At 39.4% G+C, this 12515-nt stretch carries 19 protein-coding genes and 2 pseudogenes; 8 read left to right on the top strand and 13 right to left on the bottom strand.

The window, feature by feature from the left end:
* Positions 1 to 374: 374 nt before the first annotated feature.
* The 6 genes from LW728_RS18615 to LW728_RS18590 form a co-directional block, all read right to left on the bottom strand.
* On the bottom strand, positions 375 to 560 hold the full coding sequence (locus LW728_RS18615) for a hypothetical protein (RefSeq protein WP_231859623.1): 186 nt from the start codon (positions 558 to 560) through the stop codon (positions 375 to 377).
* On the bottom strand, positions 560 to 901 hold the full coding sequence (locus LW728_RS18610; protein ID WP_110544785.1) for a hypothetical protein: 342 nt from the start codon (positions 899 to 901) through the stop codon (positions 560 to 562). The genes LW728_RS18615 and LW728_RS18610 overlap by 1 nt, the downstream gene beginning before the upstream one ends.
* A 249-nt stretch (positions 902 to 1150) precedes the next feature.
* Positions 1151 to 1513, bottom strand: a complete 363-nt coding sequence (locus LW728_RS18605; RefSeq protein ID WP_287767606.1) for a DUF5615 family PIN-like protein — start codon at positions 1511 to 1513, stop codon at positions 1151 to 1153.
* Entirely contained in the window at positions 1488 to 1787 is a 300-nt protein-coding gene (locus LW728_RS18600; protein WP_147069458.1) for a hypothetical protein, read from the bottom strand. Before LW728_RS18600 ends, LW728_RS18605 begins: the two co-directional genes overlap by 26 nt.
* A 264-nt stretch (positions 1788 to 2051) precedes the next feature.
* Complete coding sequence (locus LW728_RS18595; protein ID WP_012266334.1) at positions 2052 to 2255, bottom strand: type II toxin-antitoxin system RelE family toxin; 204 nt, start codon at positions 2253 to 2255, stop codon at positions 2052 to 2054.
* A gap of 40 nt (positions 2256 to 2295) precedes the next feature.
* Positions 2296 to 2541 carry a hypothetical protein gene (locus LW728_RS18590; protein ID WP_002734321.1) on the bottom strand — a complete coding sequence of 82 codons (246 nt, stop codon included), beginning with the start codon at positions 2539 to 2541 and terminating at the stop codon, positions 2296 to 2298.
* A gap of 340 nt (positions 2542 to 2881) precedes the next feature.
* Between LW728_RS18590 and LW728_RS18585 the strand changes: the two genes are divergently transcribed.
* The 8 genes and pseudogenes from LW728_RS18585 to LW728_RS18550 all read left to right on the top strand — a co-directional run bounded on the left by LW728_RS18585 (position 2882) and on the right by LW728_RS18550 (position 6099).
* Positions 2882 to 3598 carry a PEP-CTERM sorting domain-containing protein gene (locus LW728_RS18585; RefSeq protein ID WP_159292869.1) on the top strand — a complete coding sequence of 239 codons (717 nt, stop codon included), beginning with the start codon at positions 2882 to 2884 and terminating at the stop codon, positions 3596 to 3598.
* A 165-nt stretch (positions 3599 to 3763) separates the two neighbouring features.
* Entirely contained in the window at positions 3764 to 4018 is a 255-nt protein-coding gene (locus LW728_RS18580) for a hypothetical protein (protein WP_045362295.1), read from the top strand.
* Positions 4019 to 4354 (top strand): type II toxin-antitoxin system PemK/MazF family toxin, encoded by a 336-nt coding sequence (locus LW728_RS18575; RefSeq protein WP_052278029.1) that lies wholly within the window; start codon positions 4019 to 4021, stop codon positions 4352 to 4354.
* A gap of 51 nt (positions 4355 to 4405) precedes the next feature.
* Positions 4406 to 4510 (top strand): annotated as a pseudogene (locus LW728_RS18570) (PEP-CTERM sorting domain-containing protein); the annotation flags it as partial.
* 158 nt (positions 4511 to 4668) lie between these two features.
* The gene (locus LW728_RS18565; RefSeq protein WP_002800346.1) at positions 4669 to 4899 is read left to right on the top strand and encodes an addiction module protein; all 231 of its coding nucleotides are present in this window, start codon (positions 4669 to 4671) and stop codon (positions 4897 to 4899) included.
* Between the two features lie 71 nt (positions 4900 to 4970).
* A complete protein-coding gene (locus LW728_RS18560; RefSeq protein WP_223211066.1) occupies positions 4971 to 5198 on the top strand; it encodes a type II toxin-antitoxin system RelE/ParE family toxin in 228 nt (75 codons plus the stop codon).
* Between the two features lie 266 nt (positions 5199 to 5464).
* Positions 5465 to 5758 carry a nucleotidyltransferase family protein gene (locus tag LW728_RS18555; protein WP_002783391.1) on the top strand — a complete coding sequence of 98 codons (294 nt, stop codon included), beginning with the start codon at positions 5465 to 5467 and terminating at the stop codon, positions 5756 to 5758.
* Positions 5755 to 6099: a HepT-like ribonuclease domain-containing protein gene (locus tag LW728_RS18550; RefSeq protein WP_287665753.1), complete on the top strand. Its 345-nt coding sequence runs from the start codon at positions 5755 to 5757 to the stop codon at positions 6097 to 6099. Before LW728_RS18555 ends, LW728_RS18550 begins: the two co-directional genes overlap by 4 nt.
* Before the next feature lie 237 nt (positions 6100 to 6336).
* Here the strand turns inward: LW728_RS18550 and LW728_RS18545 are convergent.
* From LW728_RS18545 to LW728_RS18515, 7 genes and pseudogenes are all read right to left on the bottom strand, one after another.
* Positions 6337 to 6596: pseudogene (locus tag LW728_RS18545) on the bottom strand (Txe/YoeB family addiction module toxin).
* Positions 6589 to 6849, bottom strand: a complete 261-nt coding sequence (locus LW728_RS18540) for a type II toxin-antitoxin system Phd/YefM family antitoxin (protein ID WP_287767604.1) — start codon at positions 6847 to 6849, stop codon at positions 6589 to 6591. The pseudogene LW728_RS18545 and the gene LW728_RS18540 overlap by 8 nt, the downstream one beginning before the upstream one ends.
* 329 nt (positions 6850 to 7178) lie before the next feature.
* Positions 7179 to 7646, bottom strand: coding sequence for a type II toxin-antitoxin system VapC family toxin (locus LW728_RS18535; protein ID WP_008202187.1), 468 nt, complete (start codon positions 7644 to 7646; stop codon positions 7179 to 7181).
* Positions 7647 to 7910 (bottom strand): hypothetical protein, encoded by a 264-nt coding sequence (locus LW728_RS18530; RefSeq protein ID WP_002800342.1) that lies wholly within the window; start codon positions 7908 to 7910, stop codon positions 7647 to 7649. It abuts the gene before it with no gap.
* Positions 7911 to 8302: 392 nt separating this feature from the next.
* Positions 8303 to 9340, bottom strand: coding sequence for a fatty acid desaturase (locus LW728_RS18525; protein WP_002800340.1), 1038 nt, complete (start codon positions 9338 to 9340; stop codon positions 8303 to 8305).
* A 492-nt stretch (positions 9341 to 9832) separates the two neighbouring features.
* A complete protein-coding gene (locus LW728_RS18520; RefSeq protein WP_287767601.1) occupies positions 9833 to 10996 on the bottom strand; it encodes a pyridoxal phosphate-dependent aminotransferase in 1164 nt (387 codons plus the stop codon).
* A gap of 467 nt (positions 10997 to 11463) precedes the next feature.
* Positions 11464 to 12515 (bottom strand): type IIL restriction-modification enzyme MmeI (locus LW728_RS18515; protein WP_287767599.1); only part of this gene is annotated, 1052 nt, incomplete at its 5' end.

Genomic DNA, 12515 nt, shown 5'->3' with positions numbered 1-12515 from the left:
GAAAAAGTACCTCAATTTTCCCCCTGATCACTCCCATGCCTGGTACTTTTTGATTGACAAAAAGTCTAAAAGTCTTACCCAACAAGGTTTTTAGATTTATTCAGCAGACCCTAAGTAGGGATTGGAAATTCTCTCCTATCGTCCCGGGAACAATCGCTTTGATGCGGTGAGCGTGGAATTAGGTCAGTTGAATCCCGTCGGTTGATATTAATTGTGTTTAATTTAGTTTGCGATCGAGTTGAGGATCAGTCAAGGGAGAAGGCAAAGGCGAATCAGACATACTGCGCCACAATATCTCACGGAATGAGGATATACAGCCTGAGAAGGGGAAAAACAGGGAAAAACACCTGAGAATCCTTCTTCTGTGCATCCCTCTATTTAATAGTTTGCCCTCTTTGCAATAGCCTTTCTCGTCTCTTTTGACGGGATTCTGTTTCCAGTTGGGCGAGTATATCGTCTAAAAAAAGATTATAAAGCTCAATCTGGCGGTTAGTTTCGCGTAAGCTTTCAAGACATTGTTTTCTCGTTGCTTCATCGGGATAGGAGGTGCGGTAAGTCATCATAAGTTCCATTGCCTCTTTACTTCATCAACACTAGCACTAACAGCATCCACACTGGCTGTTCCTTGCAAAATCGCTCTTTCTAACATCTCTAGCATCGTATTTGAGAGAGTCGGCTGCTCTTGTAAAATTCTCAGCAGGATATTATTAATTCGGGAGTAGGAATTAGTTATCCTCTCTCTGGCATTAGATAATTCTTCTAATTCTGATAATGTCCGTTCATTTTCCCCATATTCTGTAAAAAGTTGCCATTCCGTTGCCGATGCGTACTCTATCTGATCCGCTAGTTGACGCAGTAGATCAAAAATGCTCGCTAAGGTTTCCTCCGGTAATGTAGCCATATTCAATTATTTCTATTATCCCCAGTCTATCATCTGGTTGGTACGAGGTAATCCTGTTTAATTTAGTTTGCGATCGAGTTGAGGATCAGTCAAGGGAGAAGGCAAAGGCGAATCAGACATACTGCGCCACAATATCTCACGGAATGAGGATATACAGCCTGAGAAGGAGTAAAACAGGGAAAAGAAAGCGATCGCTAGTGTGAGAGATATATAACTTAAGATTTGTGACGCGATCACGACAAAGCAGAATTAATAGTTCCAGTGGTTCAGGGAAATGAACTGATTAGCAAGAGGGACGTTAGCCGTTTCAAGATTGGCGATCGCATTGACAATTGCCTTGAAGTCCATATTTTTAAAGCGGTTAGCGTTACGGTAAACCGCTAAGATACCCGAATGGCTTGGATTGGCTTGGTGCAACTCTTCAAAGTCATCGCAGTTATGAGTTAGCAGAATCCGATTTTCCTGTATGGCATAGTCAAGTACGACATCATCTGTGCAGCCAGTCAAACCAATTTTATTGATCGTCAGTACGTCATGACCAGCAGCCGTAAGTAACTTAACCAGAAGTTGGGATTGCGAGTCCTCATCAAGCAATAATCTTAGGCTCAACACTAATCCCCTTTGCTTCCAGACGGTGGCGTTCTTCTTCCGCTTCTTGCTTGAGTAGCTGCTGATTAGCCTCGCAGTAGTCAATTGCCTCATAGATAGCAGCCAAAGGTAACTCCCAATTAAGAGCTGCTTCTTGAGGAGTCATATCGTTGACAATCATATCTGACCAGACATCAAAAGCTTTCAGCCTCCTACCTTGAAAACAAAGCTGTTGTCGCCAGGAATGAGGACGTTTCTCTAAATACTGCCATTGAGTTTTTGCCGCGTTAGTGGTCATGCTGATGCCTTGATCAAAGCTGGTATCCCTAGTTTATCATCTGGTTGATGGGAGGTAATCGGGCTTAATTTGGTTAGTGATCGAGTTGATAGTTTAAGGGAGAAGGCAAAGGCAAATCCGACATACCGCGTCACAATCCCTCACGGAAGTGGATAGTTCACCTGAAAAGGGGAAAAACAGGGAAAAACACCTGAGACTCCTTCTTCTGTGAATCACTGTCTTATGGCGAAAGGAGAAACAGCAGTCTAGAAAAGAGTTCTGGTATTATTTATAGACATCGCCGCGAGGTTTAATAGTTGTAATGACGTATAGATTGTTGTCTCTATCTTCAAAAAACAACACTCGATACTTACCTACTCGCAATCTTAGTTCATCTCTTCCGTAAAGGGGTTTAATATCTAATTTTGTAGAATCCGAAATCAAAGTATCCAAAGCTTCAAGAAGACGAATTTGATCATTTTTAGGCATCCTTTCTAAGTAGCGTTCTGCTTGTCTAAGTAGAATATAATCAGCCAAGTTTATCTCCAAATAATTTGTATTTTAATTCTGTTGAAGTGATTCCGGTATCTCGACCGGATAAATAATCTTGCCATGCTGCTTGGCTTTCAGCAAGTTCTTCGGCTGGAATGATCTCATCGTCATCTTTTGGCGCTACGGTCGGCTTGATGATAGTTTTTAAATCCTCTAAAAGTCGCAACTTATCCGTAAGGGGAAGATTCTCTATTTGGCTGAGGATTTCATAGTAAGTTGTCATAGACCTTGATCGTATCAGATAATCCGAACACACCTCAAATAATACCACATCCAGATACTAACCAAAAATGGTAAAAGCGGTGGGCTGTTCACAACCGACTTGGTTCTGCGGTTTCTTTATCGGGATTAAGAGAGAAATATAAAAATTTATTAAATTGTATCAAAAAATACAATTGTGGGGGGGGGATGTGTATTGTTGTCTTTGCTGACCCTTTAGGGTTAGGTAAAACTGCTGGTTAACTTGGCTGCTAAAAAAGCGATCGTATCAATTTACTCTTTGCCAACTTTGCCAAAAAACAGTTAAATCCCACTAACAACTTCAATGTCTTGAGGCATCTATCATGGTATTCATTAAACTTGTCAAAAATTCTATTGGGGGAGCCGTACTTATCAGTTTGGCAACAATAGGTACTGCTAATGCTCTTCAAATTACACCTATCAGTTATGATATGGAAAATGGAGGCGGCTCTAGATACTGGGACAAGAAATATAATGGCACTGGAAACACGTCGCTAGATTATGCTCCTCTCAGCGGAGGAGTTGGAGATCTAACTGATGGCATAATTCCTACACAAAGGTGGATTGATGTAGAAGTTCCAGACGGTACAGGACCTTATGTTGGTTGGCTAGACCGGAATCCTGTCATTACTTTTAACTTTGCTGGCACAGTCAGGATAAACTCAGTTACTGTCCATGTGGCTGACTTAAATGGTGATGCTGCTATTTCCGTACCGCAAAGTATATTATTAAGTATGGGCAGCTCTAATTACGATTCGGGAACTCTTACTGATCCGCCTGGTTCAGAGGCAACATCCTATACTTTTTCAGGATTAAATTTTAGTGGTAGTTCCCTACAACTTACTCTAAATCGACGCACTGCGTGGGTCTTTGCCAGCGAAGTTACTTTTGATGGCGAACTTTTGGGTGTCCAACCAGTTCCCGAACCCACTTCTACTTTAGGCTTCCTCGCTCTCGGCACTATCGGCGCAGCTTCAACCCTGAAGCGCAAACTAAAACCCTCCCAATCCATTGAAAAAGAAACCACAAAAGTTGGCTAAATTGCTTCTAAAAATACCATAAATGCCCCTTCATTCAGTCAGTAGAGGGGGTATTTTTTGTGTATTGTTTATTGTCTATTATTTAATTGTTGCTAACTAATTGACAACAAGAGCGTTTTTTTATGGTAAAATGGCTGGCCTAGTGTAAATATAGTAAAAGTTGAAATGTCTGTCACCCATATTAATAATCTTCAAGACCAGATTTTGCAAAGTATTAAGACTTTACCGCTAGAAAAACAGCAAAAAGTCCTTGAATTTGTCAAATCCTTACAAAGAAATTCACGTTTTCAGAAATGGGACAATATTTCAGATGCAGAAGCACAATCGTTACAAAATGAATTTGCTCAAGAGGATATTAGCTTTTCAGAAAGTATTTTACCCGATTATTTATCTCACCTTGAACAAGAGGATAAGGAATAAATGCGAGGCGATATTTATCTAGCTGATTTGAATCCGAGTCGTGGTTCAGAACAAGCTGGTATTCGACCTGTTATTATTGTCGAATATAACAATATTGATCGCTTCACTAGCACTGTTGTTGTAATTCCATTAACCAGTAATTTACGTCGCGCACAAATCCCCGGAACAATGGTTATTCCCGCAGGACAAGGAGGCTTAAATCAGGAATCAGTAGCCTTATGTTATCAAATTGTTGTTATTGATAGACAACGACTTCAACGACAGTTGGGGACACTTTCTTCTAGTTATTTACAGCAATTGGAAGAGGCGATGCGATACACATTAGATTTAACATAAAACCCTAATATGAATGTTTAATTAGTTTAATTTTCTTTCTGGAAAACTTGAACTTTAAGTCTCCTGGTAGTCAGTACACTAGGCGCAGTATCAACCCTAAAGCGTAAACTAAAACCCTCCCAATCTACCGAAAAAGAAACCACAAAAGTAGGTTAAATTGCTTCTAAAAATACCATAAATGCCCCTTCATTCAGTCAGTTGAGGGGGTATTTTTGGCATAACTCTCTCAATTCCCATAATTTCAAGGAGGATGGTTTATTTTTTCATCCGATATCTGCTACAATCTAAGATGACTGGTTATAGATGCTTTCAAGATGACTAAAACAGCAGAAACCCTCAAAATAGAACTTGCTCAACTTCCCGTACAAGATCGCGCTGAACTGGCTTACTTTCTCATCCATTCCTTAGATGAAGGTGTAGATGACAATGTTTTAGATGCTTGGGATAGAGAATTAACTCAAAGATTAGCCGAAATTTATGCTGGAACAGCCAAGGGTGAACCATCGGATAAAGTATTATTGGAATTACGAGAGAAATATTCGTGAAACCTGTTATTATTCACAGTGAAGCAAGACGAGAACTTGACAATGCTATTCAATATTATGAGAAGTAAAAGATAGGATTAGGGCTAGATTTACTATCTGAAATTGAACAAGCTCTCGAAAAAATTAAAATTAACCCTAATCTGGGAACAGCCCATACTATCGAAGGGATGCGCCGTTATCTCATTCGCCGTTTTCCTTACATCATCTTTTATGTAGAATTTGAAGCATCTATTTGGGTAGTTGCGATCGCAAATGGAAAACGTAAACCTGATTACTGGAAAAAGCGAAATTTAGAATAATCGAGATACTCAAACCTAAACTAAAACCCTCCCAATCCATCGAAAAAGAAACCAGAAAAGTAGGCTAAATTGCTTCTAAAAATACTATAAATGTCCCTTCATTTAGTCAGTTGAGGGGGTATTTTTTGCATAACTCTCTCAATTCTCATGATTTTAAGGAGTATGGTTTATCCTTTCATCCGCTATCTGCTACAATACAGATACAGGAAATAAAATTTTGATCAGTAGGGTAAAAGTCTTTTCCGTTATCTTAGAAGGTAAGCATCATGAAAAATTTAGAAGAAATTAAAGCGATTTTGGGTCAAGTTAAGTCCTTAGTAAAAGAAAAGTATCATGTCAGTGAATTAGGTATTTTTGGAGATTATGTAAAAGGAGAAGTGCAGGAAAATAGTGAAGTTAATATTCTGATAGATTATACAGAACCGCCTAGTTTACTGGATTTAGTAGATATGGAATATTATTTAAGTGATTTACTTAAGGTAAAAGCGGATGTTATCAGTAAAAATGGCTTAAAAGGAAGAAGGCGAGAAAGAATTTTATCCGAGGTTATTTATGTATGACGCAACGGGAATTTAGAGATTTCTTGCAAGACATTCTAGAGGCAATTTGTCAACTAGAAAAGATGACTCAGGGTCTAAGCTTTGAAGAATTTTCAACTAAGATAGAAATCTTTCTTTCGGCAGTAAAATTAATTGAAATAATTGGGGAAGCAGTCAAAAATATTCCTGATGAAGTGAGAGTTAATTATCCTAATATTCCTTGGAAAAACATCGCAGGTATGCGGGATAAATTAGTTCATGAATATTGGGCAATTGATGAAAAAGTCGTCTGGAAAGTGATTCAAAACAATCTCCCCCAGCTAAAGAGAATCATTATTAGTATTATTGAGAAATTACAATAAATTTTCCTGCCTCTCTGGTGTCCCGTTTTTTAACTTGGCTTTTACGACTAGCATTGATTAATCCTCGACCCTGGCTAAATTAAGTATAACACAGTTTACCTACAAATAGTAGAATGAAAATCGTGCTTCGCGGTTGATATTCTGGTCGGATTTCATTCCCCGCAAAGGTGAGTATCTTGTCGAAAAATCTAGCGGGGGCATTCATCCGACATTTTAGGTAAAATAAATTAAAAGGGGTTATTCATAATGAGTCCACATCCGTATAATTTTGACAACCTTCTCTTCTGGAATAACCTGATAAACCAAACGATGCTGAATATTAATACGTCTAGAATAATAGCTCGCTAAATCGCCACTGAGTTTCTCATAAACAGGATAAGATTGATAGGGATTTGACTTAAGAATATTTAATAACTCGTTAGCTTGTTTTGCCAACCCAGTACGAGCCAGCTTTTCAGCATCTTTTTTCGCTTAAAAACCAACTGCCAATTATCCATTTAAAATTGCTCTGATACCCACCTCATTCACACAATCTTCAATAGAAGTGTTGCCACCTTCAATAATTGAATCTACCATACCAGGAATAGAATACAAATAAAGCGTTTCTTGAATAGATTTCCAATCTTCCTCAGCAATTAAAATAGCATTATTTTTCGTACCAGATAACAAAATTGGTTGATGATTATCATTGGTATCATTCACTAATTCATCAATTTGTTCTTTGGCCTCAGTAACAGTAACAATTTTCATGTAACTATCCCTTAAATTAACAACATAACCGATTCTAACACAAGTCAACTATTATTCCGCATAATAGCACCTTTTCTAAATATTTCTCACTCCTCCGATTAAACGCCAAGGAATAAGAGGATAGCGAGACTTAATTTCCTTTGGTACATTTCTAGTTGCTTCTCCAATTAGATATTTGTTTGATTCTTGGCCAATGCTGCCGATGTCATTCCCTTTGTACGTCGTTCAATTTCACTGCATCAGCTTAATTCCTTTACTCCCTTGAAGGGGATTATTTTTTCCACCTTTTTAAACTCTAAAAATTTCAGAGTTCACAGCTTATCGCTTACTTAAGATGGATAATTATTAGGATTTTCCATCAGCAATTCCTCACTGATAACAGCAACATTCAATTCATTATCTGCCGAGACAAAAGTGATAGAAGGTAAACCACTAGCTAGGCAAAGTGTATTAACAGCACAACCTACTGCTAACTGGATTGCGTCATAACCTCTTAAACCATAAGTTTCCGCTAATACCATTCCTGAATTAATTATACTTTCGGTAATTTCAATGACTTGATAATCTTTAAGCGAGTCCTTTCTCAACTGATGAACTATTGCCGCTGCATCGGTAACGCTAATACTTCCAGTGCGGGATCTTCGCGTAATAGCAGCTACAATTTCTACCTTGGCGATTGCGGCAATAAATATTTCATTATTTAAAGCATCAGTAAATAATTCCAATACCCATGCTGAACCAGTTTCGCTGATATAACGCTTGACCAAGGCACTACTATCTAAGAAATAAAGTGCCATTTAACGGCGTTCCTCAATAATCGTTTCTGAAATAGGTTTTCCCTCGATTTCAATCAATCGTCGCTCAGTTATCGGTTGAGATGAAGGACGCTTAATCTGCTTGACTAATCCAGCATCAAGAAGAGATTGGTGAAATACCGCTTGTTTCTCAGCTTCTTCTTTATCCATAAGATACTGTTGAATCTTCTGATTAAGCAGCTGAAGTTCTTTTAGCTCAAGAGTCTCAAGCTGATTCAAGATTTGAGTAAGGATTGCCTGTGTCATAATCTGCCACTTTTTTTGCTGTCTGAGTAATTAATCTTTTATAGCAAAGTTATAATTGAGCTAGTACAATAGACAGTATCATAAAAACTCACTCTTTAGACCTGCTTGATCGTAAATTTTTAGATTCTAGGCGCTTAATATCCTCTTGTCAGTAGCTGTTGAAAAGCAAAATGATCAAATCCTAGAGAACAGATTAGATATTTGTTTGATTCTTGACCAATGCTGCCGATGTCATTCCCTTTGTACGTCGTTCAATTTCACTGCATCAGCTTAATTCCTTGCCAGTGAACCAAATCCAGAAAAAGACTTTACCGCTAGTTTTGGCAACTATTCTCGGTGTGGGAGGAGGAGGGGGATTTTGCTGCCGTTTCCCCCTCATAGCTAAGATAGGATCAGTTTTTGAGGTAAAAAACCTTACTGCCTTGGTCACTGACAAAATGACAATTGCGGTAGGACTGCCAGAGAGATTTGAAAATCGGTTCTTTCGAGACGCGATAATAGTCTCCTAAGACGGGACGGATGGCCTCGGTTGCTTCTTGGAGATGATAGTGGGGAATAGTGATAAAAATGTGATGGGCGACGTGAGTACCAATTTGGTGATGGATGGGATTAAAGATGCCATAATCGCGATCGATGGTAGAAAGCGCCCCTTTGAGAAAGTACCAGTCTTGACCGCGATACCAGGGAATATCATCTTCGGTGTGGTGTAGGAATGTCACCAGGTCTAACCAAACCACAAAGACGATATAGGGCATGATGTAGTAGTTAAACAGAAACCAAAAGCCTTGGCTAACACCAACCCCGATTAATAGACCTAACATAAAGGTACAGCATACGGTGCTAGTCAGTACCTGCCACCGTTCCGAGGGGCGAAAGAGGGGGCTTTCGGGCATAAAATGGGACCCCTGTTTATTAGGGGAACGACGGAAAAGATAGAGGGGATAAACAAATAAAATTAGCTGAAAACGAGCTAATTTTTCGTACCAAGCCATATTGTTATACTGGGTTTCCGTGACGGGATACCAACTTTCATCGGTGTCGATATTGCCAGTATTAGCGTGATGGGTGCGATGACTGATGCGCCAACCGTGGAAAGGTACGAGAATAGGAGTATGACTGAGATGACCGATTAAGTTATTTAACCAACGATAACGGGAAAAGGAACCGTGACCGCAATCGTGACCGACGACAAATAAGGCCCAAAACATGGTTCCCTGCATAAACCAAAAAAGGGGGAAGAACCATGCTTGATTAATCTGGTAAGTTATCCAGTAAAGCAGGGTAATGATGCCAATATCAAAAAAAAAGTAGGCTAAAGAGCGAAAAACGCTTGATTGGAAGCAACGGGCCGGGATAGCTAGACGGACATCCTGTAGGGTAAATGGCAAAAATTCTCTTTTTAGGGAGGGTTTAGGTAGGGTTTGGGACACTAGGTTATAACTCAAGGTAGATGACAGGGCAGTATTGACGAAGGCTTGAGTAGCTCAAGTTTTCTATTTCTCGATGCGCTATCTTTTCTCTATCTCAGCTAAGAAGCGGACAAGACCGAGCGATCGAGCGAATTTCGTCTAACTCCCTAGAATTTTATTGTAGGGCTTAATGTAACTTAACAAAAGCCCCGATGAATTATCAATTATGAATTATGAATTATGAATTAACGCGATGTGCAACTGAAAACGACAGAATCAGGGTTCCAGAGGATACTTTATCTCTGCTGATTTCTGAGAGCCTTGTAAATCAAGACTAAAAATATAGTTGCACAGGGGGTGAATCAGGAATTATGAATTGGGGAGCAGGGAGACTACTTCGCGTGCGTTGCGGGGGAGAATAAATAAAAGCTGACGGCTGAAGGCTAATAGCTAAGTGGTTAAACCCAAAAAAAAGGGCGAACAAAATTCACCCTAACAGACACAGTAATCATCCTACAAAGTGCCGATAAACTTATCAATGCGATCGAATCCTTTTTCAATCGTCTTTAGGTCTGTAGCATAGGAAAGACGAATACAATCATCAGCACCGAAAGCAATACCGGGGATAGCGGCTACTTTTTGGGTTTCGAGCAGTTTCTGACAAAAATCCCGGGATTTTAAACCAGTTTGACTAATATCGATAAACACATAAAAAGCACCGTTGGGAGTAGGACAATTGAGTCCGGGGATTGCTCGCACTCGTTCTAAAATATACTGTCGGCGCTCGCTAAAAGCTTTGACCATTTCCTCGATGCAATCTTGGGGACTCTCTAAAGCAGCGATCGCACCGTATTGGGCAAAAGTGCAGACATTAGAGGTACTATGACCTTGGATATTAGTCATGGCCTCGACAATTTCCACCGGTCCTGCTATGTAACCGACGCGCCACCCCGTCATCGAGAAAGCTTTAGCAAAACCATTACTAACAATACTGCGCTGAAAGATTTCTGGACCAAAAGAAGCGATACTGCGGTGAATTGCGCCATCGTAGAGGATTTTCTCGTAAATTTCATCGGAAACCACTAAAATATCCTTTTCAACCACAATTTTTGCTAAAGCTGCGATTTCTTCGGGAGTATAGACAATACCGGTAGGATTAGAGGGAGAATTGAGAACAAATAATTTAGTTTTCGGTGTAATTGCCGCTTCTAGCTGTTCGGGGGTGATTTTATAGTGATTCTCTAGGCTAGTGTTCACTATAACCGATGTTCCTCCCGCTAACGTCACCATTTCAGGATAACTCAACCAGTAGGGTGCGGGAATAATTACTTCGTCCCCCGCTTCAATTAACGCCATGATTAGATTATAGAGAGACTGTTTACCCCCATTGGTAACGATGATATTATCGGCATTGTATGCTAGTTGATTATCCCGCAGCAATTTCTCAGCGATGGCTTTTCTTAACCCCGGTTCTCCGGCAGCCGGTCCATAGCGAGTTTTTCCCTCATCGAGGGCCTTTTTCGCGGCAGCTTTGATGTGAATGGGTGTGTCGAAATCTGGCTCCCCGGCGCTAAAACTACAGACATCTTCGCCGTTTTTCTTCATTTCCTTGGCCAGAGAGTCGATAGCTAGGGTAAGGGAGGGGGTGACTTGATTGACTCGTGACGCTAGTTTCATAGTATTTTACCCTGACAGGGCTTTTCTGATGACCTACACAACCTTTAGTATTGTCCATCACCTCGATTGTTCTGGGTGTTTTTTTATATAATCTCCGGAATTGCGGCGCTTAGGGATGGGTGTGGGGTGTGGGAATTATGAATTATGAATTATGAATTATGAAGTGGGGAGTGGGGAGAACAAAGCTGCCTCCTGCCTCCTGCCGAAGTCTGCCTTTTGCCTCCTGCCTCCTGCCTCGGAGTCTCGGAGTCTCCTGTCTTCGTTATTAGACCTCTCCATAATATTATCTCAAGACCAAAAGTCTTTCTAGTCAAGGAATATACCCGAATAAAAATTATTTTAATTGCCTCATATTTTTTCAGTAAAATTGAATTAGCAACGACAGATATACATTTTAGCTATCGAACTGCTTAATTAGTACATAAGCTAAAAGCAAGCTGTGACTGGGTTATAATTTTTGGAGATGTCTATTGAGGATTTTTTCTTTTTGCGGGTTTTTGTTTGCTGGTAGGGAGTAGGGGAGCGGTTAATTTTTCGTAGAGTTCAAAGAGGTATTCAATACGGTTTAATTCACTGGTGAAAGGTTGGGGACGATAACACAAATCAACGGCTTTGTCAAGTTTTTGGTGAGCTTTGAGCAAGTCGGGAGGCATGGTTAAAGGATCGTATAAATCCGCAAGGCTACTATCGGGATATTTTACCCTTGTATCTAGCACAGTTTGAGCGCAAGTTTCAACGGTTTGTTTTTGTTTGTCGGTGATATTTTCTGGAAAGGGGTAGTTATTATAAACAATATCTTTTGAGTAGCGATAATCGCTTTTTAATCTTCCGCAAACATATTTAACCCATGTCATGTGCATTGCTGAAGTAAGAATACCAAATAAATATAAATCAGCATTTGCAACAAAGAGACAACTATCACTAGCAATATAATCTGGACTAAAGAAACCAAATGGAATATATTTTCTATTCTCTGAAGAATGACGCGGTATTAGAATATAGCTAGTTTTTGGCTGTCTATTTTCTCCGAATAAAGTAGGAAAATTAGAGAGCTTTCTAGTTGACTCTCGGTTGCTTTTCTCTCTAGTTAATTTTACTTGCTCAACTCTCGATGCAATTATTTTTGATTTTTTTAATTCTTGTGGTTGAATATTAGTCAACCATAGACAATAACGATCCTCATTATTTAAAAATTCTTTTGCACTTAATAGGGGCTTTATCCATTTTTCAGAATCAGGTTCATTCTTAACTAATTCTTCTTTTTCAGATTGTGAAAGAATAAGATGACCACCATCATTTGGCATACTTCCAAAGTTTATTTCTGGAACAGATGAAATGGTTTTTCTTCTACTTAAAATTACTAAGTCACTACCCTCAACTAGGTAAGGATTAATATTTTTAACTTTTCTTTCTGTTGGTTCACCTTTAATATCAGCATAATCAAAAATACGTTTATTGTCAATATCTTCTAGCCCAAAACCAATAATAACACAATGAACTGCGGCGTTTCCTTTTGCTT

The organism is Microcystis sp. 49638_E5 (assembly GCF_021300285.1).
In the GTDB taxonomy this organism is placed as follows: domain Bacteria; phylum Cyanobacteriota; class Cyanobacteriia; order Cyanobacteriales; family Microcystaceae; genus Microcystis; species Microcystis aeruginosa_C.
Note: the sequence above shows the minus strand (reverse complement) of the source record. Positions and strands in the feature narration are given on the sequence as shown.

Coding starts and splice junctions, on each gene's coding strand:
- LW728_RS18590 (WP_002734321.1), bottom strand. CDS start 2,541: ATGACAACTTACTATGAAATCCTCAGCCAAATAGAGAATCTTCCCCTT.
- LW728_RS18615 (WP_231859623.1), bottom strand. CDS start 560: ATGACTTACCGCACCTCCTATCCCGATGAAGCAACGAGAAAACAATGT.
- LW728_RS18530 (WP_002800342.1), bottom strand. CDS start 7,910: ATGACACAGGCAATCCTTACTCAAATCTTGAATCAGCTTGAGACTCTT.
- LW728_RS18520 (WP_287767601.1), bottom strand. CDS start 10,996: ATGAAACTAGCGTCACGAGTCAATCAAGTCACCCCCTCCCTTACCCTA.
- LW728_RS18610 (WP_110544785.1), bottom strand. CDS start 901: ATGGCTACATTACCGGAGGAAACCTTAGCGAGCATTTTTGATCTACTG.
- LW728_RS18535 (WP_008202187.1), bottom strand. CDS start 7,646: ATGGCACTTTATTTCTTAGATAGTAGTGCCTTGGTCAAGCGTTATATC.
- LW728_RS18575 (WP_052278029.1), top strand. CDS start 4,019: ATGCGAGGCGATATTTATCTAGCTGATTTGAATCCGAGTCGTGGTTCA.
- LW728_RS18540 (WP_287767604.1), bottom strand. CDS start 6,849: ATGAAAATTGTTACTGTTACTGAGGCCAAAGAACAAATTGATGAATTA.
- LW728_RS18600 (WP_147069458.1), bottom strand. CDS start 1,787: ATGACCACTAACGCGGCAAAAACTCAATGGCAGTATTTAGAGAAACGT.
- LW728_RS18550 (WP_287665753.1), top strand. CDS start 5,755: ATGACGCAACGGGAATTTAGAGATTTCTTGCAAGACATTCTAGAGGCA.
- LW728_RS18565 (WP_002800346.1), top strand. CDS start 4,669: ATGACTAAAACAGCAGAAACCCTCAAAATAGAACTTGCTCAACTTCCC.
- LW728_RS18580 (WP_045362295.1), top strand. CDS start 3,764: ATGTCTGTCACCCATATTAATAATCTTCAAGACCAGATTTTGCAAAGT.
- LW728_RS18595 (WP_012266334.1), bottom strand. CDS start 2,255: ATGCCTAAAAATGATCAAATTCGTCTTCTTGAAGCTTTGGATACTTTG.
- LW728_RS18585 (WP_159292869.1), top strand. CDS start 2,882: ATGGTATTCATTAAACTTGTCAAAAATTCTATTGGGGGAGCCGTACTT.
- LW728_RS18555 (WP_002783391.1), top strand. CDS start 5,465: ATGAAAAATTTAGAAGAAATTAAAGCGATTTTGGGTCAAGTTAAGTCC.